An 18,647-nucleotide genomic window follows, 5' to 3' on the forward strand; every position below is an offset into this window, starting at 1 on the left:
CATGTTTCGCCTTGCGCTCACCACCTTGCGCCACCGGACCGCCGCGTTCCTGGCGATCTTCGTTGCCGTCTTCCTCGGTAGCGCCCTGCTCGCCGCCGCGGGCGGCCTGCTCGAGACCGGCCTACGTCTGAACGCTCCGCCACAACGCCTGGCCGCAGCACCCCTGGTCGTCACCGGCGACCCCGCCTACCACCCGCCGAACGGCTCCGGCTCAGCCGCCTTCCCGGAACGCCACCGCGTCGACGCGTCGCTGGTGGCAAAGCTCGCCAGTACGCCGGGAGTCACCAAGGTGATCGCGGACCACTCGTTCCCCGCCGTGGTCAACGGCTCGGGTAGCGAGGTGCTCCTGGGACATGGGTGGGCGTCTGCTGCGCTCACGCCGTACGCGCTGAGAGCGGGCCACGCGCCTCAGACCGGACAGGTCGTGCTTGACGCGCGACTGGCCGGGAGCGCCAAGCCTGGTGACCACGTGACGGTGACTGTTCGCGGTGAGCCCCGGCAGTACACGGTGGCCGGGATCGCGGTACCGGCGCGGACTGTCGACGTACCGTCGATCTTCTTCGTGGACTCGGAGGCTGAACACCTGTCGCCGGCACCTGATGCGATTGGGGTGTGGCCGGCGGTGCGGGGGCTTGAGCTGCCGGCGGGTGTGAAGGCTTACACCGGCGACGAGCGTGGGGTGGCTGAGTACCGCGGGATCGCGACGAGTCTCCCGTTGATCATCATGTCCGGCGTCTTCGGTGGGATGGTGGCTGTGGTGATGGCGCTGGTGGTGTCGGCGACCATCGGATTGTCGGTACGGCAGCGGCGGCGGGAGCTCGCGTTGCTGCGAGCGAGTGGGGCGACGCCGCGGCAGGTAGCGAAGATGGTGATCGCCGAGACAATGGTGGTCGGGGTTCTCGGACTCGTGCTCGGCCTGCTGTGCGGACGTTTCGCCGGGAACTGGATCTTCGGGTTGCTGACCAGCGGTGGAATCGTTCCGGCGCAACTGCGGTTCGACCAGGGACCGTTGCCGTTCGCCGGAGCCGCGCTGCTGACATACCTCGTACTGCGGGTGACCGTGGGGATCGCCGCCAATCGGGCCGCGCAGATCCAGCCGATCCAGGCGCTCGCGGAGGCCGCCGTACCGGCTGTTGCCCTGGGCCGCGTGCGGATTCTGATCGGCCTGATCTTCGCCGGCGTGACCGTCGCGATCGCGGGCTCGACACTCTTCATGAGCCCGACGAACGCAGCGGCGATCGGTGGGCCGGCGGGGCTGACCGGGTCGATCGCGGTCGCGATCCTAGCGCCTCTTGTGATCCAGCGGGCGTTGATCCCGCGGCTGACCGCGCTGGTCGAGAAGCGCGGGACGAGCGGGGTGCTCGCGGTGATCAACCTGCGGGTGCGGGCGGTGCAGTTCGCGGCGATCCTGATCCCGATCACGATCGCCACGACGATTGCCCTCGGCAACATCTACTCCCAGAGCACCCAGCAGAAAGGCGCTCTCGAGGCGGCGACCGGCGACCTGGCCGCGGACGTCGTGATCACCAGCACCACTGGAGGAATCCCGACCAGCCTGACCGAGAGCGTTCGCTCGCTGCCGGGCGTGACGGCGGTGTCCGAGCTGGTACGGAGCAAGGGGTGGATCGAGGCGCCGTACGACTCCTCGCACACGAGCGACGCCTGGCCGCTGCTCGGCTTGAGCGGGCCGGTGTACGAGGGAAAGGTGACGAAGGGTTCGCTGGATCAGCTGCAGGGTTCGACGATCGCGCTGCCGCCCGGTACGGCGAAGAAGCTCAAGGTGGACGTGGGTTCGGAGCTCGGTGTGCGACTGGGTGACAACTCGCTGGTCAAGGTGAAGGTGGTCGCACTGGTCGAGGGCCCGTCCGGCTACGAGCCGCTGCTGCTCCCCGCCGCCCTACTCGCCGCGCACACCACAACCGGCCTGCCGAATCTCCTGCTGCTCAAGACCTCGGAGAAGCACGTCGACCTCTCCAGGTGGCCGGGCACCTCAGCGGGTGGGCGGGAGCTACTCAGTGAGGGGTACGACGCTGGGCTCGGGGTGGATGCGTATATCGCCTACCTGCTGGCCGGGATCGCGGTCGCCTACACCGCGATTGCGTCGGTGAACACGATCGCGGTCGCCGTACTGGATCGGCGGCGGGAGTTCGGGCTGCAGCGGCTGACCGGGGCGACCCGGAAGCAGGTGTCTCGGATGCTCACGCTGGAGAGCCTGGTGATCGCGGCGCTCGGGCTCGTGATCGGCCTGATCGCGGCGGCGTTCACCGTGCTGCCGATCGCGGTGGCGAGCCGAGGCTGGCCGCTCCCCTCCGGGCCGGCCTGGATCCTCCTCGCCTGGGTTGGCGTCGTCCTCCTGCTCGTCCTCCCCACCACCGCAATCACCGGCCGAATCGCCATGCGCACCAAGCCGATGGACGCGCTGGCCAGCTGAACCCCATTTGCCTGGCTAGCCAGGCAAATGGGGGGTTCGGTACCCATAACCAGGGTGCGGAACCCCCAACGCGGGTGCCTAGCCAGCGAAATAGGGTCAGTCGGTGGGGGCGGGTTCGATCCAGCCGTAGCCGCCGTCTTCCAGGCGAACCACCTGGAGGCCGGCGGCCAGTCGGCGTACGTCGTCCTCCTCGATCACGCCGGCGGCGGGTCCAGCGATGTCGAGGACGATCGCGGCCGCCCCCTCCTGGATCGCGGCGGTTGCCACCAGTTGGGTCAGCGACGGCATCGGACGTGCGTCGGCGCTCCAGCGGGCGAGGCTTTCAGTGCCGGTGAACGCCAGCAGTGCGTTCCGGCCGTCCTGGCCCTGCAGGAGCGCGACCGCCATGTCTGACGTCTTGTCGTGCGCCAGCCCGTTCTCGTCGTACTCCACCTCGCCGAGCATCGCGACCACCGGTACCAGCAGCCGCGCCCGGGTCAACGCGGCCAGCATCGCTCCCTGGTCTCCGGCCGCGAGAGCAGCCGCCAGCCCGGCGTCCGCCGTACCGTCATCGTCGTCGAACCCGGTGAATGCCAAACGCCGCTCTCCTGGTTGCACCGGCCCATTGTCCCCGGAGCCGGGTTTCAGGGTGGCGTCAGGGCTGTTCCCCCCTTGGATCGCGGGCTGACTGTGCGAGCCTGGGTATGTGCCTGACTTCAACGATTTGACGCTGCTGCCGTTCTGCGTGGGCCTCACGCTGCTCGGCCTGATCGGCTCCTGGGCTGCCTGGCGGCGGCGCGGTGCCGCGGCCGGCGTGCGCGGAGTCGCCTGGTCGCTGCTGCCGGTCTCCCTCTACCTGACCGGGCTGCTCGAGCTGGTCTGGGACGTCGTCCGGTCGGCGGTGAGCTGGGTCACGCACCTGATCTTCTCGCCGACCGTCTGGGCCGGTGTCGCGCTCTTCGGTGTCTCGGTGGTGCTGTACGTCGTCTCCGGCGTGGCGCGCTCCCGGACCCCGAAGGCACCCAAGGAGCCGAAGCCCGCGAAGACCGCCGGTGAACTGACCACCACCGGACCGGCGCCCGCGTCGGCTGCCCCTGCCAAAGCTGCCAAACCCAACGCCAAGACCAAGGGTGGGCAGCAGGATTCGTCGGACTTCGACGAGATCGAGGACATCCTGAAGCGCCATGGAATCAACTGAGAACCCCCTGACCCTGGACTCCCTGCTCGACCACGTCCAGGCCGCGCCCCCGCGGCTGGGCCGGACCCGGCTGATCTCCATCGACGGCCCGGCCGGCTCCGGCAAGTCCACCCTCGCCGAACGCTTCGAGGCCCGCGCCAAGGCCCGCGGCCTGAACACCGGCCTCATCCACATGGACGACCTGTACGACGGTTGGGCCGGCGCCGAGCGCGGCTTCGCCCTCCTCCGCGACCACGTCCTGCAGCGTCTCGCGGATGGCCGCGAGGGTCGCTACCGCCGCTACGACTGGCACACCGGCGCGTACGCCGAACTGCACCTCGTCCCGGTCACCGTCGACCTCCTGATCGTCGAAGGCGTCACCTCTTGTGACCGCGACGCCGATGGCTGGCAGTCCCTGCGCGTGTGGATCGAGACCACCAACGAGGTCCGTCTCGACCGCGGCATCGACCGCGACGGCGAAGCGCTCCGTGATCACTGGCTCGAGTGGATGCGCTGGGAGCGCGACCACTTCGCCGTTCAAGGCACGCGCGACCGTGCCCAGGTGGTTGTCGACGGCAACCCCGCCGTACCGCACGACCCGGCTCTCGAGCTGGTCGCCAAGTCGGTAGCGCTACCTCACGACTCCGCGGCTTCCTGAAGCCCGTCCCACGACCACCGCGGAATGCTCATCCCCTTGGGCACTTCGTCCTTGGCCCCGTGGTACTTCGCCATGGACACGTTCGTCGCCCACGCGAAGTAGTCGTGCAACACGCTCTTCAGCTCACCGGTGAGCCCCACATCGTCCAGCGCCTCGTCGAAACACACGATCGCGCGCCGGTCCATCTCGAGGTGCTCACCGTTCCCACTGTGCATCCAGACGACGGTGGTTTCGTCCCCACCCGCCCATGCGGGGCCACCGAGCGCCTCAGCCCAGTACGCCGCCAGCCGCTGAGTGTGGTCCGGATGGAAGCCGTGGCTGAACGCGTGGCTCACCACCTCATCCGCCAGCACCCGCTCATGCCATGCATGCGCGAGCCGAACCATCCCATCCATTCCACCCGCCGCGTCGTACAAGGTCTGCATGAACCTCAGAATGTCAGGGGTTCGAGAGGTCGGCCAGACGCGCGCGGATGTGGAGGCGTTCGGGGTCGGAGCCGGCGAATTTCAGGGCTTGTTCATAGGCGGCGCTGGCCTCGGTACGGCGGTTGAGGCGGTGCAGGAGGTCGGCTCGCGCCAGCGCGTAGGGGTGGTAGTTGCGGAGGCGGGGCTCGTCGGCGAGCGAGTCGAGCAGGGTGAGAGCGGCTTCGGGGCCGTCGCGGAAGGCGATCGCGGCGGCCCGGTTGAGCGCGATCACGGGAGACGGGTCGAGGGCGGACAGGACGTCGTACAGGGCGACGATCTGCGGCCAGTCAGTGGTGGCGAAGGTGGTGGCCTCGTCGTGGACGGCGGCGATCGCGGCCTGGACGGCGTACGGTCCGGCCGGGCCGCCGGTCAGGGCGGAGACGACCAGCGCGCGGCCCTCAGTGATCTGGTCGTGGTCCCAGCGGGTGCGGTCCTGGTCCTCGAGGAGGACGACCTGACCGTCGGGTCCGGTGCGGGCGTCGCGGCGGGCGTGCACGAGGAGCATGAGTGCGAGCAGACCGGCGACTTCACGCTGGGCGGGGAGCAGTTTGTGCAGGATGCGGGCGAGGCGGATCGCTTCCTCAGCGAGGTCGAGCCGCTGCAGATAAGGCCCCGAGCTGGCCGCATAGCCCTCGGTGAAGACGGAGTAGATCACCTGCAGTACGGCGGGCAGTCGCTCCGGCAGCTCGTCATTTGACGGAACCCGGAAGGGGATGCGGGCGTCCCGGATCTTCGCTTTGGCCCGGACGATCCGTTTCGCCATCGTCGCGGCCGGGACCAGAAACGCTCTGGCGACCTCAGGCGTTGACAGCCCGGCCAGGCAGCGCAGGGTGAGCGCGCCGCGGTCCTCGGGGGCCAGCGCCGGGTGCGCGCAGGTGAAGAACAGTTCCAGCCGGTCATCCGGGAACTCACCGCCGGGCCGCGGCGGTTCGGCCCGGTCCGCGTCCACCTGCAGGATCGCGAGTTTGGCGGCGTACACCTGGTCCCGGCGCAGCCGGTCGACCGCCTTGCGCCGGGCCGTCGTCATCAGCCAGCCGCCGGGGTTCGCCGGTACGCCGTCGATCGGCCAGCGGACGAGTGCCGTCTCGATCGCCTCGGCCGTGACCTCCTCGGCCAGGTCGAGGTCGCCGAACCGCCGGGCCAGCGCGGCCAGCAACCGGCCGCGCTCCTCCCGGAAGACCGCCTCGACCTGGTCCATCATCAGAAGGTCGCTACCGGACGAACGACAACCGAGCCTCCGGCGCGGGAACCCGGGCACTTGGCCGCCCAGTCGAGCGCGACATCCAGGTCCGGTACGTCGATCACGTAGAACCCGCCGAGCACCTCACGGGTCTCGGCGAACGGCCCGTCGGTCACGGTCCGCTTGCCGTCGTTGTCCACCTGCACCCGGGTCTGGGTGACCAGGTCCGCCAGCGACTCCGACGCAACGACCACTCCGGAGTCGGTGATCTCCTTGTCGAACCGCATCCAGTCCTCGGGCTCACACCCGACCGCTCCTCCGGACAGGTCGAGTTCGCCGGCATTGATCAGCAGCAAATACTTCACGGTTACCTCCTGTTGGCGTGTCTACAGCACACCACGAACGGGTCAGACCCAAATGGACAGCGATCCACAGAAGTTTGTGAGGATGGAGGCATGAGCGTGCTGCCGAGCGGTGACCAGTGGACGATTTCGGGCGGCGGGTACGCCGGGACTGTGGTGAGCGTGGGCGGTGGACTGCGCGGGCTCACGTATGAGGGCCGTGACGTCCTGCTCGGGTACGGCGTTGACGAGGCGGCGCATGCGGGGATCGGGCAGCACCTGTTCCCGTGGCCGAACCGGATTACCGACGGGAAGTACAGCTTCGGCGGTGTCGACCAGCAGCTGTATCTGACCGAGCCGGCCCGGCAGAACGCGATCCACGGGCTGACCCGCTGGGCGAACTGGGTCCGGCTCGACGACGGCTCGGACCCGTCGTACGTGGAGGCCGGCTACCGGCTGCACGGTCAGCCCGGATACCCGCATCAGCTCGATCTGCGACTGACCTATCGACTCGACGACGGGCTGACCATCACGGCGTCGGCGGTCAATGTCGGCACCACGGCAGCGCCGTACGGGTATGGGGCGCATCCGTATCTGAGCGTCGGCCGGCCGATCGACGAGTGCGTGCTGGAGTTCAGCGCCGCGCAGTGGCTTGAGGTCTCGCCGGACCGCTTGTCGCCGATCGGACTCGCGCCGGTCGACGGATCGCCGTACGACTTCAGCACCGCTCGCGTGATCGGCGACCTGGACATCGACAACGCGTTCACCGACCTGGGCGGCGCCTGGTCGGTCACGCTGTCGGATCCGGATTCCGGCGCGCGGGCAACACTCAGCGGGGACTCCGCCTGGATGCAGCTCTACACCGGCAGCGCCATCGGCCGTACGGCGCTCGCCGTGGAACCGATGACGTGTCCGCCGGACGCGTTCGTGAGCGGGCAGGACCTGGTGGTCCTGGAGCCCGGTCAGTCACACGAGACTAGTTTTCGGGTGTCAGCTGGCTAGGTCCGGCGCCATGTGCACGGGCCACGGCCGCCAGCTCCTTGGCGGCCGTGCTGGCCCGCCGCCCCTCGGCAGCCTGAACCGCGAGGATCCCAATCCGGTTGCCGTCGGCATCGAACAGCTGCAGCCAGGCATCGCCTGAACGGAACCGCAGCGCGCTGATGTCCGACCAGGGCAGCGTGTAGGACTTGAACACGTTGCGGACCCGGAGCCGATCGGCGTACGCCGTGACCCGGACCGTCGCCATCCGGTACAGGATCCACAGGATCGCGCCGAAGAACGCCAGCAGCGTGAGCCGTTGGAACCAGGTGAACGACTCCTTGGTACCGGCGTCGAACTGGGTCCAGATCACCCCGAAGAGGGCGATCAGCGAGAAGCCCATCACCGCCGCCATGATCGCCACGCTCCGCGGATGGAACGTGAACAGGCGATCCTCGGCGGTCATCTCAGATCCGGCAGGCGTGGATGTCGGTGGTGAGGATGGCACGAGCTCCCACCTCCCACAGCTGGTCCATGATCCGCTGCGCCTCGGCGCGCTGGACCATCACCCGGACGGCGACCCAGCCCGCGCGGTGCAGCGGAGAGACCGTCGGCGACTCCAGACCGGCCGCGACCTCAGTGGCTGCGTCGATCTGCTCGGCCGGGATGTCGTAGTCCATCATCACGTAGTTCCGCGCGATCAGGACGCCCTCGAGCCGCCGTACCAGCTGGTGCAGGCCGGGGGCCGGGTTGTCGACCCCGTGGCGCTTGATCAGGACCGCTTCGGACTGCAGGATCGGTTCGCCGAAGATCTCGAGCCCCGCCTGGCGGAGCGTCGTACCGGTCTCGACGACATCGGCGATCACATCCGCGACGCCTAGGGCGACGGCCGACTCGACCGCGCCGTCCAGGCGGACGACGGAGGCGTCGACGCCGTACTCGGCCAGGTGGTCGGACAGGACTCCCGCGTACGACGTGGCGATCCGCTTGCCGGACAGGTCCTTCACCGAGGACGCGACCCCGGGCGGTCCGGCGAACCGGAAGGTGGAGCTGCCGAAGCCGAGCCCCATGAGCACGTCCGCATCGGCGTGTGAGTCGAGCACCAGGTCACGGCCGGAGATACCGACGTCCAGGGTGCCTTCGCCGACGTACACGGCGATGTCGCGCGGGCGGAGGTAATAGAACTCGACCTCGTTCGCGACGTCGGTCAGGCTCAGGTCTTTGGTGGTCCGGCGCTGTTTGTAGCCGGCTTCGGTGAGGATCTCGATCGCGGACTCGCTCAGCGAGCCCTTGTTCGGTACTGCGACGCGCAGCATGGCACTGCCCAATCTGTCGAAACTGAACCGGTGGGTCTGTGGACTCTCAGGAGGGGACTCCTACAGATGTCGGTAGACGTCCTCGAGCTTCAGATCGAGCGCGATCATCATGACCTGCGCGTGGTACAGCAGCTGGGACAGCTCTTCGGCGGCCCGCTCGGTGCCTTCGTGCTCGGCGGCCATCCAGGACTCGGCGGCCTCCTCGACCAGCTTCTTGCCGATCGTGTGCACGCCGGCATCCAGCTCCGCCACCGTGCCGGATCCCTCCGGACGCGTGCGTGCCTTGTCGCCCAGCTCGGCGAACAGCTCCTCGAAACTCTTCATGGCGGGCCCCAGACTACGGGACCGCGTGTGGATCATCCGCCCCCAGGTCCGCTGGGCGGACGTCGTACAGGGTGGTGAGAGTGCGGCCGAGGGTGGCCAGCTCGGCGCGGAGCTCTGGCGGTTCCAGTACCTCCAGACCGGCTCCGAAGCGGCAGAGCGCGGCGGCTGCGTTGCCGATCGACTCGATCTCCAGGATGACTGTGACGGAGCCATCTGCGTCCGGCGGCGTCTGGGCGACGGCAGCGACGAGCTGTGGGAACGAGACGTCGTACATGCGCTTGGCCAGGCTCTTTGAGACTTTGACTACCGCCTGAGCGGTGAAGCGGGATCGGTCGAAGTACTCCAGGTGGTCCTGCCAGAACTGCGGCAGGTCGAAGTCGCTCGCGCGAGTGAACGGCTCGTCGGTCGGAGTGAGGGCGAGGATGTTGGAGATGCGGTACGTGCGCAGCCCGGTCTCGGTGGCAGCGACGACGTACCAGCTGCCGCTCTTCAGAACGAGCCCGTACGGCTCCAGGGTGCGGTCCACCTCGCGTGGGGCTTCCCAGCGGCGGTAGCGGACCTTGATCCGACGGTCGTGCAGTACGGCGTCAGCCACAGCCGACAGGTGTGGTGAGGACTCGGCATCGGCGTACCAGGCCGGCATGTCCAGGTGGAACCGGTTCTTGAGCCGCCCAGCCCGGTCACGCTGGTCTGGTGCCAGTGCGGCGAGCAGCTTGAGCTCAGCCGCGTTCGTCTGCGCTGTGAGCCCCAGCGCGGCCGCTGGGCCGGGCATGCCGACCAGGAAGAGCGCAGCGGCCTCCTGCTCGGTCAGACCGGTCAGCCGGGTGCGGTAGCCCTCGACGAGCCGATAACCGCCGGCCCGGCCCTGGTCGGCGTACACCGGAACCCCCGCGGCGGCGAGCGCCTCGACGTCGCGGTAGATGGTCCGGAGCGACACCTCCAGCTCATCGGCAAGCTCGCGCGCCGTCAGCTGCCTGCGGGTCTGCAGCAACAGCAGGATCGACAAGAGCCGGCTCGAACGCATGGTTCGAGAGTAGCCGGAAAGACTGCCATCGATTGTCAGGTTTTGCCGTCAGGCTGACTCACATGACGACATGGACCAAAGTGACCGGGGACTTCGACTTCTTCCAGGGCGACTTCGACGTCCGCCACCGCAGGCTCAACCAGATCCTCGCCGGGAGCGACGAGTGGACCGAGTTCGAAGGCACCACGACCGCCCACACCTACTTCGACGGCGCGATCAGCATCGACGAGACGCGCTTCCCCTCCCAAGGCCGGTACGGGATGTCCATCCGCCTGTTCGACCCGACCGCTGAGGAATGGAGCATCTACTGGATCAGCAGCTCCACCATGGAGCTCTTCCCACCGGTCCGCGGCGGCTGGTCCGCCGACGGCACCAGTTGCTACCTGGTCGGCGAGGAGGCCTTCGACGGGCGCACAGTGCTGTGCAGCTACAAGTGGTGCGACATCACCGACCAGACCGCCCACTGGGAACAGGCCTACTCCGACGACAACGGCGAGACCTGGGAAGTCAACTGGACAATGGACTTCACCCGCCGTACGACGCCCGCCCCGCCCCTGGACATCCCGAAGGTCACCGGCGACTTCGACTTCCTCATCGGCGACTGGCACACCACCAACCACCGCCGGCGCCCCATGCTCGGCGATCCGCACGAGTGGTACGACGTCGAGTCCGAGATGAAGGTGACGACGTACTTCGACGGCGCCATCAGCTTCGACGAGGGCTGGTACCCGACCGAGGGCTTCCGCGGCGCCACCTTCCGCGTTTTCGACCCCACCACGAAGACCTGGTCGATCCATTGGATCAACAGCCTCCGCGGCCGGCTGGAGACCCCGGTCATCGGATCCTTCGGAGACGACGGCCTAGGTCACTTCGAAGGCCCCGACGAGTGGGAAGGCCGCCCCGTCGACGTCCGCTTCACCTGGACGCCGGGCACCGACAAGGCCACCTGGCAACAAGAATTCTCCGAAGACGCCGGTACGACGTGGATCCCCAACTGGTCCATGCAACACACCCGGATCGGTTGAAGTACCCCTCGCTCCGGGCAGGCCCGCTCCCCATCGCGCGCTCTCGCCCGCACGCTAAGTGGTAAGAAATGGTCACATAGCGCCCAAAAGTTACCACTTAGCGCAGCACCAGCCGGACCGTCGCGCACTCCATCGATAGGAGGACACCGAGGCGCGTGTCCCGGAGCGGGGGGACCTACAACGCCCGCACCGCTACCAGGGTCGAGAGGGCGGCTTGGGTGGCTTCGTAGCCTTTGTCTTCGCGGCTGTCGGGGAGGCCCGCTCGGTCCAGCGCCTGGGGGTCGTTATCGCAGGTGAGGACGCCGAAGCCGATCGGTACGCCGGTGCTCACGCCGACCTGCATCAAGCCGTCGGTGGTGGCCTGGCAGACGTACTCGAAGTGCGGGGTGTCGCCGCGAATGACCACGCCCAGGGCGATCACGGCGTCGTACCCGGACTTGGCAGCGTGCAGCGCCGCGACGGGGAGCTCGAAGGAACCGGGGACGCGGACGACCTTGAAGTCCGTGACCCCGGAGTCCTCCAGAGCGCGGAGTGCGCCGGCGACGAGGGAGTCGGTGACCTTGGGGTGCCAGAGCGCGGCGACGACGGCTACGCGGGCGCCTTCGGCGCGGGGGGCTTCGATGGTTGGTGCTCCACTGCCTGACATCAGCCGGCTCCCTGCTCGTCGGTGGGAAGGTGGTGACCCATGCGGTCTCGTTTGGTGCGCAGGTAGCGCAGGTTGTGTTCGGTGGGGTCGATGGAGATGCTCCGCCGTTCGACCACGTCGATGCCGTAGCCCTGGACGCCATCGACCTTGTCCGGGTTGTTCGTCAGCAGCCGGACGGCGCTCACGCCCAGGTCGGCGAGAATCTGCGCACCAGCGGCGTAATCACGAGCGTCAGCAGGCAATCCGAGATCCAGGTTCGCCTCGATCGTGTCGCGCCCCGCGTCCTGCAGTTCGTACGCCTGGAGCTTGTGCAGCAGGCCGATCCCACGACCCTCGTGACCGCGGAGGTAGACCACCACACCACCCTCGGCCGCGACCTGTCGCAGCGCCTCGTCGAGTTGCGGTCCGCAGTCGCAACGCAGCGAGCCGAACACGTCACCCGTCAAGCACTCCGAGTGCAGCCGCGCCAGCACCGGACCGTCGGTCAGGTCACCTCGGACCAACGCCAGCTGCTCCGACCCGTCGACCGTGTTTCGGTAGCCGTGGGCAACAAAATCGCCGTACCGGGTCGGCAGCGTGGTGGTCGCGACCCGCTCGATCTGGATCTCGGTACGACGCCGGTACCGGATCAGGTCCTCGATCGAGATCAGCACCAGCCCGTGCTCGTCGGCGAACGTACGCAGGTCCTGACCGCGCTTCATGGTGCCGTCGTCGTTCACCAGCTCGGAGATCACAGCCGTCGAGTTCAGCCCCGCGAGCCGCGCCAGATCGACCGAGGCCTCGGTGTGCCCGGGCCGAACCAGTACGCCGCCCTCCCGCGCCCGCAGCGGGAAGATGTGCCCCGGCTGGACCAGGTCGTAGGACTCGGACGCCGAATCGGACAGCACGCGAATCGTCCGGGCCCGGTCCGCGGCCGAGATGCCGGTCGAGATTCCGTCCCGCGCATCGACCGAGATCGTGTACGCCGTCCGCATCCGCTCGCGGTTGTGCGGTGTCATCAGCGGGATGCCGAGCCGGTCGAGCTCAGCGCCCTCCATCGGCACGCAGACCACGCCCGAGCTGTACCGGATCAGGAACGCCAGCAGCTCCGGCGTCGCCTTGGACGCGGCGAAGACCAGGTCGCCCTCGTTCTCGCGGTCCTCGTCGTCGACGACGACGATCGGGCGCCCGGCCCGGATCTCGTCCAGCGCATGCTCGATCGTGTCGAGCTTCAGCACGTCACCCATGTCTAACCCACCACCACAGCTTCCGGCGGGCTGACCCGCTCATTGTTCTGAATCTTCCACCACGACGCGAACCCGATCACGCAGAACAGGCCGTAGATCACGTACATCGCCGCCGACGGATAGAACTTCGCCTGCACCAGCAGCGGTACGCCGACCACATCGACCGCCACCCAGATCACCCAGAACTCCACGAAGCCCCGAGCCATCCCGTACGTCGCCAGGATCGACCCGGTGAGGATCCACGCGTCCCACTGCGGACCCCAGGAGCCCAGTGCACGCAGGACGAAGAAGCCGATCGCGTAGAGCACCACGCCGATGCCGAGCAGCTCGAGCCGCTCCCGCCCAGTCGCCCAGCGCGGCCGCACCGCGACCGCGGCACCCCGGTGGCGGGTCTGATACCACTGGTACCACCCGTAGACGCTGAGGATGAAGAAGAAGACCTGCCGCCCGGCCTGACCCCAGAGGTCCTTGTCCTGCGGCGTGTCGAAGATGCCACCCACGAACACCGTGAACAGCAACACGTTCCCGATGATCCCGACCGGCCACGCGGCCACCAGCCGACGCATCCCGAACAGGGCACTCGCCAGGCCGAACACGTTGCCGACGATCTCGCGCACCAGCACCGGCGAGCCGGCGATCGTCACCTGCGCGTGCAACAGCCAATCCACCGGACTCATTTGGTGCCTCCAGCAACAACTCCGGCGACCAACAGCCGCTCGACATATTTGGCGATCACGTCGACCTCGAGGTTCACGGTGTCGCCGATCTGGTTGGACCCGAGCACAGTCAGCTCGAGCGTGGTCGGGATCAGGCTGACCCCGAACGTCCCGGTCGCGTCGTCCACATCGGTGACGGTCAACGAGACCCCGTCGACCGCGATCGAACCCTTCTCAGCGACGTACTTGAGGATCTCCGGCGCAGCTGCGATCCGGACCTCTTCCCAATGCTCGGACGGGGTCCGGCTCGCGATCGTGCCGACGCCGTCCACGTGCCCCTGCACGATGTGGCCGCCGAGCCGCGCGTGCGCCGTGACCGCGCGCTCCAGGTTGACCTTCGAGCCCTTGCCGACGCCGCCGAGGCTGGTCCGTTTGAGGGTCTCGCTCATCACGTCGGCCGTGAACAGACCATCGCCGTACTCGACGACCGTCAGGCAGCAGCCGTTGACCGCGATCGAGTCGCCGTGGCCGGCGTCCTCGGTCACCTTCGGGCCGCGGATGGTCAATCGCGCCGCGTCGCCGTCGAGCAGGTCGAGCGCCTCGACGGTGCCGAGTTCCTCGATGATTCCGGTGAACATCTAGTTCCCTCCCAGAGGTGCCAGGGTGAGGCGGACGTCGTCGCCGATACGCGTCACGTCCGTCAGGTTGAACCGCCGTAGGTGGTCGATCGATTCCGCGCCGAGGTCACCGATCGCGGCGAACCCGGAGCCGAGGACGGCCGGGGCGACGTACGCGACGATCTGATCGACCAGACCGGCGCGGACGAAGGCGGCGGCCAGCGTCGGGCCGCCTTCGAGCCAGAGGTGCCGGATCTGGCGGTCGTCCAGCTGCCGCAGTACCTCGGCCGGGTCGTGGGTGGGCAGCAGCAGCGTCTGCGCCCGGTCGTTGCGAACCTTCGCCGTGGCCGGGATCTCCCGGTCGCCGACGACCACACGCAGCGGCTGCCGCGGCGCCGGTACGTCGTCGGCGTCCCGAACTGTGAGCTCAGGATCGTCGGAGAGCACGGTCTGCGTCCCAACAGCGATCGCGTCACACTCGGCACGTTTGCTGTGTACGTCGGCCCGCGCGGCCGGCCCGGTGATCCACTTGCTGCTGCGATCCGGCGCGGCCGAACGGCCGTCCAACGTGGTCGCGAACTTCCACGTCACGAACGGTCTCCCCATCCGCACGCTGTGCAGCCAGATGTGGTTGCCGGCCTCAGCCTCGTCCTGCAGCAAACCCTGCTCGACCTGGATGTCCTTGGCGCGCAGCTTCTCGCCACCGCCGGACGCCTGCCGGTTCGGATCCGGTACGGCGTACACCACGCGGGCGACTCCGGCCTCGATCAGCGCATCAGCACACGGACCGGTCCGGCCGGTGTGGTTACACGGCTCCAGCGTGACGTACGCCGTACCGCCGCGGGCTCGTCGTCCCGCCATCCGCAACGCCTCGACCTCGGCATGCGGTCCACCGGCCACGGCGTGGAAGCCTTCACCGGCCGGGTTGCCGTCGGCAGCGGTGATCACACAGCCCACCACGGGGTTCGGGTGCGTCCTGCCGACGCCACGGGCGGCCAGCTCGATCGCTCGCCGCATCCAGGCGACGTCGATCGGCGTGGGAGTAGGCCCTGCGTTTTTCACTCACGGTCCCTCGTCGTCACGGACGCACACCGGGGCCATGACGACCGACGTACAGACCTCCGGGCGACCGCTCGGGTGTGACGCAGGCCTCTGCCTACGCACCGCCCATCGCGAACGCCGGAGCTCTCCCGCCGATCGCGTGCTGCCTCCCATCCGGACTTTCACCGTCGGTCCCGGAATTCCACCAGGTCAACCGGCTGCCAACCTCAGCAGCCGGGTCGCGGACTATCACCGCCGGCTCGGAATTTCACCGACCCCGGAGCACGCGAGTGGGTTCACTCGTGACTCCAGTATGCACCGGTCGGCGAAGGCGGCCACGACGTAGGTCACATGCTGATCTCCGTCGTCGACCATCAGTCGGCCATCCCCAGCGCTGCGACCAGGCCGGAGTTGATCGCGCGCATCGCTGCCGGCGACAGGCCACCGACGACGCCGACGACCTCGTTCGCATAGATCTCCACGATGTCGTCACAGACCGCACGGCCGACGAAAGCCTCCGGGTGCACCAGCTCGACGATGCTGGGAATCGGCGGCTTGGCCGTCGTCGTCAGACGGACTGCCAGCACCTGCTGGAGATGCTGATTGCGGCGGTTGTTGGAGACGACCACGAACAACTTCGGCTCATCGAGACCGAGGTCGGCCCGGACCACCTGGCCCCGCAGCAGGGGCCAGCTCACTCGTCCGCCCAGGAGGGCCGTCGCCGGCGCGCCACGGCCTGCCGATTCTCCGGGACGATCTCGAGCGCGATCCGTGCATATCCGTCCGCCTCGACAAGATCCGCGACAGCCTTCAGGCCGGCCTCAAGAACAGTCTGCAACAGAACCGCCTCACTGGTTGTCTCGCTGATCTGCACGTGCGTCAACTCGGCCAGCGCGGCTCGATGGGCCTCAGAGCCACGCAGCACGGCCAGATCCCGCAGGTCACGCCCGGACAGCGGCAGCGACTTTCGCGTCACCGGCGATCGGTCGACAGTTTCCATGCCCCATATTTTGCCTCATAATCTGCAGCACTTCAAGTCGCACGAAGTGCAGCGCCCTCGAAGCGCGGACAACTCTGCCCGAAAACCCGTTACGGCCCAGGTCACGTCGTGGATAAGTTCGGCGGGTGGACTCCCCGCGATTGATCCAGGCCGAAGCACAACAGCGGGCAAGCCTGCTGACAGTCGAGCGGTACGACGTTGCCGTCGACCTGTCCGATCTGCTGACCGGGCACCAGGTCCGCAGTGAGTCGGCGATCACCTTCACGTGTCACCGGCCGGGAGCCGAGACATTCGTCGACTGTGCGGCGGAGGTACGGAGTGCGACGCTCAACGGTGCTCCGCTACCGGCACCGATCGGTGGCCGGATCGCTTTGACCGACCTTGCCGAGCGCAACATCCTCACCGTGGCGACTGTCTCGGAGTGCTCGACCACCGCCCAGGGGTTCCACCGGGCAGTCGATCCCGCCGACGGCACCGTGTACGCCTACACCGACTTCGCCCCGGACAATGCCCGCTACGCCTGGGCCTGCTTCGATCAGCCGGACCTGAAAGCCCCACACGCCTTCACCGTGACAGCGCCGGCCAGCTGGCTGGTCCTGAGCCACAGCGGCGACCCGAAGGTCGAAGACCTCGGCTCCACGCGGCGCTGGACGTTCCCAGCGACCCCACCACTGTCGACGTACAACACAGTGCTCAACGCAGGCCCGTACTACGAACTGCGGCGCCCGGGCGCCGGCCATGACCTCGGTCTTTTCGCCCGTCCGTCGCTGGCGCGGTTCCTGGATCGGGACGCCGACGAGCTCTTCACCCTGACCACGCAGGGGCTCGAGTTCTTCGCCGGCAAGTTCGGCATGCCGTTCCCGCAGCACAAGTACGACCAGGTCTTCACACCCGAGTACCCCGGCGCGATGGAGAACTTCGGCTGCATCACCTGGATGGACTGGTTCCTGCGCCGAACCACGCCGACCCGCGCGGAGTGGGACATCTTCTCGCGGTACCTGTTGCACGAACTCGCCCACATGTGGTTCGGCAACATCGTCACGATGCGCTGGTGGGACGACCTGTGGCTGAACGAGGCCTTCGCCGAATTCGCGAGCAACTGGGCCGCGGTCAGCGTGACGTCGTACACCGATGCCTGGACGACTCACCTGGCCGGCGAGAAGCTCAAGGCCTACTTCGTCGACCAGGGACCGACCACCCATCCGATCCGGCAGCCGGTGCCGGACGTGGCCGCGGCCGAAGCGACGTTCGACGCGATCACGTACCCCAAGGGCGCGTCGGTGCTGCAGCAGCTGATGACCTACGTCGGGGAGGCGACCTTCGCCGCTGCGTTGACCACCTATTTCGCCGAACATGCCTGGGGCAACACCACGCTGCAGGACCTGATCGACGCGGTCGCCAAGGCGAGCGGGCGTGACCTGGGCGAGTGGCGTACCGGCTGGCTGGAGACCGCGGGCACCGACCGGCTGACCCTGGAGCACGATCAGGACGGGTTCGTAGTGGTCGCCAAGGGGCCGAACGGGCCGCCGCGACCGCAGGTGCTGGCCGTCGGCGCGTACGCCGGGTCCGGCCGGCTCGAGCGCACGGCGCTGGTCGAGGTCGAGGTGGCCGGCGATCGGACCCGGCTCGATCTCCCGGCCGGCGCGGATCTCTACCTGGTGAACGACGAGGACCTCACCTTCGCTTCGACACGACCGGACGCCGCGACCAGGGATTCCTCCTTCGCCAACGCCGCGCGGCTGCCGACCGCGATCTCGCGCGCAGTCGCCGTCGCCACGGCCTGGGACATGGTGATCAACGGTGAGGCGACCGCGGCCGAGGTCGTGCGCTGCCTGACCGGGGTCCTGGAGGTGGAGACGTCCGCGTCAGTGGTCGAGCCGTACCTCAATCTGGCGGTCGAAGCCGCCGTCCTCTGGAGCCCGGAATCAGAGCGGGACGAGCTGATGCGGTCGGTTGCGGCGGCGGGCCGCCGACTCGCCGGCATCGACGCCTACCGCAAGGCTGCGCTGCGGACCTTCGCCCGTACGGCGTCCGACCTCGACCAAGTGGCGTGGCTGCAGGAGGCGGGCGGCGACGACCTCGACCTGCAATGGCGGGCGCTCGTCCGGAAGGCGCAGCTCGGGAGCCCGACGACGGCCGACGTACAGGCTCTGCTCGATCGTGACCCCGATCCCGACGCCTGGATCAGCAAGCTACAGGTCCGCGCAGCGACCCCGGACGCGGCCGAGAAGAAGGCCGTCTGGCAATCACTGGTGACCGAACGTGCGGTGCCGATCGCTTCGGTCCCTGCGGTCGGGGCGCTGTTCTGGTCCGCGGGCCAGGACGACCTGCTGACGCCGTACACGCAGGCCTACATCGACCTGTTGCCGACCCTCCTAAACAGTGGTGGCGCAGTCGCGACAACCTTCGTCAGGAGTCTGTTCCCGCTGTTCGGGATCGACCTGCCCACCATCGAGCACGCCGAAGCCGCCGCGGCCGGCACCGCGCCTGTCGTCCGCACGAGCGTGCTGGACCGCGCCGATCGGGTGAAACGGATGCTCCGCTCCCGCGGCTGATCACCTTCG

Annotated in this window: 21 protein-coding genes and 1 riboswitch; of the genes, 6 read left to right on the forward strand and 15 right to left on the reverse strand. The window is 68.3% G+C overall.

Features of this window, described 5'->3' with window-relative positions; translation table 11 throughout:
* Position 1: 1 nt before the first annotated feature.
* Complete coding sequence (locus tag ACFVWG_RS31660) at positions 2-2,431, forward strand: FtsX-like permease family protein (protein WP_391547118.1); 2,430 nt, start codon at positions 2-4, stop codon at positions 2,429-2,431.
* A 96-nt stretch (positions 2,432-2,527) separates the two neighbouring features.
* Here the strand turns inward: ACFVWG_RS31660 and ACFVWG_RS31665 are convergent, their stop codons facing one another.
* Positions 2,528-3,028, reverse strand: coding sequence for an SseB family protein (locus tag ACFVWG_RS31665; RefSeq protein WP_391547119.1), 501 nt, complete (start codon positions 3,026-3,028; stop codon positions 2,528-2,530).
* Positions 3,029-3,116: 88 nt separating this feature from the next.
* On the opposite strand from ACFVWG_RS31665, the gene ACFVWG_RS31670 reads away from it, so the two are divergent.
* Positions 3,117-3,608, forward strand: a complete 492-nt coding sequence (locus ACFVWG_RS31670; RefSeq protein WP_391547120.1) for a hypothetical protein — start codon at positions 3,117-3,119, stop codon at positions 3,606-3,608.
* Positions 3,595-4,245, forward strand: a complete 651-nt coding sequence (locus ACFVWG_RS31675; protein WP_391547121.1) for a uridine kinase — start codon at positions 3,595-3,597, stop codon at positions 4,243-4,245. The genes ACFVWG_RS31670 and ACFVWG_RS31675 overlap by 14 nt, the downstream gene beginning before the upstream one ends.
* Here the strand turns inward: ACFVWG_RS31675 and ACFVWG_RS31680 are convergent.
* The 3 genes from ACFVWG_RS31680 to ACFVWG_RS31690 are packed head-to-tail and all read right to left on the reverse strand — an operon-like array spanning position 4,224 to position 6,254.
* Positions 4,224-4,670: an oxidoreductase gene (locus tag ACFVWG_RS31680; RefSeq protein ID WP_391547122.1), complete on the reverse strand. Its 447-nt coding sequence runs from the start codon at positions 4,668-4,670 to the stop codon at positions 4,224-4,226. The two genes, ACFVWG_RS31675 and ACFVWG_RS31680, sit on opposite strands and share 22 nt — an antisense overlap.
* Before the next feature lie 13 nt (positions 4,671-4,683).
* The gene (locus ACFVWG_RS31685) at positions 4,684-5,907 is read right to left on the reverse strand and encodes an RNA polymerase sigma factor (RefSeq protein WP_391547123.1); all 1,224 of its coding nucleotides are present in this window, start codon (positions 5,905-5,907) and stop codon (positions 4,684-4,686) included.
* 2 nt (positions 5,908-5,909) lie between these two features.
* Entirely contained in the window at positions 5,910-6,254 is a 345-nt protein-coding gene (locus ACFVWG_RS31690) for a YciI family protein (protein ID WP_391547124.1), read from the reverse strand.
* Between the two features lie 90 nt (positions 6,255-6,344).
* Between ACFVWG_RS31690 and ACFVWG_RS31695 the strand changes: the two genes are divergently transcribed.
* Entirely contained in the window at positions 6,345-7,232 is an 888-nt protein-coding gene (locus tag ACFVWG_RS31695; RefSeq protein WP_391547125.1) for an aldose 1-epimerase family protein, read from the forward strand.
* Here ACFVWG_RS31695 and ACFVWG_RS31700 read toward each other — a convergent pair.
* Genes ACFVWG_RS31700 through ACFVWG_RS31715 form a run of 4 tightly spaced genes read right to left on the reverse strand, consistent with a single transcriptional unit; the run spans position 7,207 to position 9,872 of the window.
* A complete protein-coding gene (locus ACFVWG_RS31700) occupies positions 7,207-7,674 on the reverse strand; it encodes a PH domain-containing protein (RefSeq protein ID WP_391547126.1) in 468 nt (155 codons plus the stop codon). The genes ACFVWG_RS31695 and ACFVWG_RS31700 overlap by 26 nt on opposite strands.
* A 1-nt stretch (position 7,675) precedes the next feature.
* The gene (gene hisG, locus ACFVWG_RS31705) at positions 7,676-8,524 is read right to left on the reverse strand and encodes an ATP phosphoribosyltransferase (protein WP_391547127.1); all 849 of its coding nucleotides are present in this window, start codon (positions 8,522-8,524) and stop codon (positions 7,676-7,678) included.
* Positions 8,525-8,584: 60 nt separating this feature from the next.
* Complete coding sequence (locus tag ACFVWG_RS31710) at positions 8,585-8,848, reverse strand: phosphoribosyl-ATP diphosphatase (protein ID WP_391547128.1); 264 nt, start codon at positions 8,846-8,848, stop codon at positions 8,585-8,587.
* A 13-nt stretch (positions 8,849-8,861) separates the two neighbouring features.
* Positions 8,862-9,872, reverse strand: coding sequence for a helix-turn-helix transcriptional regulator (locus ACFVWG_RS31715; protein WP_391547129.1), 1,011 nt, complete (start codon positions 9,870-9,872; stop codon positions 8,862-8,864).
* A gap of 62 nt (positions 9,873-9,934) precedes the next feature.
* On the opposite strand from ACFVWG_RS31715, the gene ACFVWG_RS31720 reads away from it, so the two are divergent.
* Complete coding sequence (locus tag ACFVWG_RS31720) at positions 9,935-10,897, forward strand: hypothetical protein (RefSeq protein ID WP_391547130.1); 963 nt, start codon at positions 9,935-9,937, stop codon at positions 10,895-10,897.
* A gap of 175 nt (positions 10,898-11,072) precedes the next feature.
* Here the strand turns inward: ACFVWG_RS31720 and ribH are convergent, their stop codons facing one another.
* The 7 genes from ribH to ACFVWG_RS31755 all read right to left on the reverse strand — a co-directional run bounded on the left by ribH (position 11,073) and on the right by ACFVWG_RS31755 (position 16,083).
* Positions 11,073-11,543 (reverse strand): 6,7-dimethyl-8-ribityllumazine synthase, encoded by a 471-nt coding sequence (gene ribH / locus ACFVWG_RS31725; protein WP_391547131.1) that lies wholly within the window; start codon positions 11,541-11,543, stop codon positions 11,073-11,075.
* Positions 11,543-12,769 carry a bifunctional 3,4-dihydroxy-2-butanone-4-phosphate synthase/GTP cyclohydrolase II gene (locus ACFVWG_RS31730; RefSeq protein WP_391547132.1) on the reverse strand — a complete coding sequence of 409 codons (1,227 nt, stop codon included), beginning with the start codon at positions 12,767-12,769 and terminating at the stop codon, positions 11,543-11,545. Before ACFVWG_RS31730 ends, ribH begins: the two co-directional genes overlap by 1 nt.
* Before the next feature lie 2 nt (positions 12,770-12,771).
* A complete protein-coding gene (gene pnuC / locus ACFVWG_RS31735) occupies positions 12,772-13,446 on the reverse strand; it encodes a nicotinamide riboside transporter PnuC (RefSeq protein WP_391547133.1) in 675 nt (224 codons plus the stop codon).
* Complete coding sequence (locus ACFVWG_RS31740; RefSeq protein WP_391547134.1) at positions 13,443-14,063, reverse strand: riboflavin synthase; 621 nt, start codon at positions 14,061-14,063, stop codon at positions 13,443-13,445. The genes pnuC and ACFVWG_RS31740 overlap by 4 nt, the downstream gene beginning before the upstream one ends.
* On the reverse strand, positions 14,064-15,074 hold the full coding sequence (gene ribD, locus ACFVWG_RS31745; RefSeq protein ID WP_391547279.1) for a bifunctional diaminohydroxyphosphoribosylaminopyrimidine deaminase/5-amino-6-(5-phosphoribosylamino)uracil reductase RibD: 1,011 nt from the start codon (positions 15,072-15,074) through the stop codon (positions 14,064-14,066).
* A 165-nt stretch (positions 15,075-15,239) separates the two neighbouring features.
* Positions 15,240-15,373, reverse strand: a riboswitch (FMN riboswitch).
* Positions 15,374-15,457: 84 nt separating this feature from the next.
* Positions 15,458-15,781, reverse strand: coding sequence for a type II toxin-antitoxin system PemK/MazF family toxin (locus tag ACFVWG_RS31750; RefSeq protein ID WP_391547135.1), 324 nt, complete (start codon positions 15,779-15,781; stop codon positions 15,458-15,460).
* Positions 15,778-16,083, reverse strand: coding sequence for a hypothetical protein (locus ACFVWG_RS31755; RefSeq protein ID WP_391547136.1), 306 nt, complete (start codon positions 16,081-16,083; stop codon positions 15,778-15,780). The genes ACFVWG_RS31750 and ACFVWG_RS31755 overlap by 4 nt, the downstream gene beginning before the upstream one ends.
* A gap of 125 nt (positions 16,084-16,208) precedes the next feature.
* Between ACFVWG_RS31755 and pepN the strand changes: the two genes are divergently transcribed.
* Positions 16,209-18,638, forward strand: coding sequence for an aminopeptidase N (gene pepN, locus ACFVWG_RS31760; protein WP_391547137.1), 2,430 nt, complete (start codon positions 16,209-16,211; stop codon positions 18,636-18,638).
* The last annotated feature ends 9 nt before the right edge of the window (positions 18,639-18,647 follow it).

The organism is Kribbella sp. NPDC058245, from assembly GCF_042882005.1.
GTDB lineage: Bacteria > Actinomycetota > Actinomycetes > Propionibacteriales > Kribbellaceae > Kribbella.

Excerpts from the sequence above, each read along its gene's own strand:
- pnuC (WP_391547133.1), bottom strand. The coding sequence starts at position 13,446 with ATGAGTCCGGTGGATTGGCTGTTGCACGCGCAGGTGACGATCGCCGGC.
- ACFVWG_RS31720 (WP_391547130.1), top strand. The coding sequence starts at position 9,935 with ATGACGACATGGACCAAAGTGACCGGGGACTTCGACTTCTTCCAGGGC.
- ACFVWG_RS31685 (WP_391547123.1), bottom strand. The coding sequence starts at position 5,907 with ATGGACCAGGTCGAGGCGGTCTTCCGGGAGGAGCGCGGCCGGTTGCTG.
- ACFVWG_RS31740 (WP_391547134.1), bottom strand. The coding sequence starts at position 14,063 with ATGTTCACCGGAATCATCGAGGAACTCGGCACCGTCGAGGCGCTCGAC.
- ACFVWG_RS31675 (WP_391547121.1), top strand. The coding sequence starts at position 3,595 with ATGGAATCAACTGAGAACCCCCTGACCCTGGACTCCCTGCTCGACCAC.
- ACFVWG_RS31730 (WP_391547132.1), bottom strand. The coding sequence starts at position 12,769 with ATGGGTGACGTGCTGAAGCTCGACACGATCGAGCATGCGCTGGACGAG.
- ACFVWG_RS31715 (WP_391547129.1), bottom strand. The coding sequence starts at position 9,872 with ATGCGTTCGAGCCGGCTCTTGTCGATCCTGCTGTTGCTGCAGACCCGC.
- hisG (WP_391547127.1), bottom strand. The coding sequence starts at position 8,524 with ATGCTGCGCGTCGCAGTACCGAACAAGGGCTCGCTGAGCGAGTCCGCG.
- ribH (WP_391547131.1), bottom strand. The coding sequence starts at position 11,543 with ATGTCAGGCAGTGGAGCACCAACCATCGAAGCCCCCCGCGCCGAAGGC.
- ACFVWG_RS31755 (WP_391547136.1), bottom strand. The coding sequence starts at position 16,083 with ATGGAAACTGTCGACCGATCGCCGGTGACGCGAAAGTCGCTGCCGCTG.
- ACFVWG_RS31710 (WP_391547128.1), bottom strand. The coding sequence starts at position 8,848 with ATGAAGAGTTTCGAGGAGCTGTTCGCCGAGCTGGGCGACAAGGCACGC.
- ACFVWG_RS31695 (WP_391547125.1), top strand. The coding sequence starts at position 6,345 with ATGAGCGTGCTGCCGAGCGGTGACCAGTGGACGATTTCGGGCGGCGGG.
- ACFVWG_RS31680 (WP_391547122.1), bottom strand. The coding sequence starts at position 4,670 with ATGCAGACCTTGTACGACGCGGCGGGTGGAATGGATGGGATGGTTCGG.
- ACFVWG_RS31660 (WP_391547118.1), top strand. The coding sequence starts at position 2 with ATGTTTCGCCTTGCGCTCACCACCTTGCGCCACCGGACCGCCGCGTTC.
- ACFVWG_RS31700 (WP_391547126.1), bottom strand. The coding sequence starts at position 7,674 with ATGACCGCCGAGGATCGCCTGTTCACGTTCCATCCGCGGAGCGTGGCG.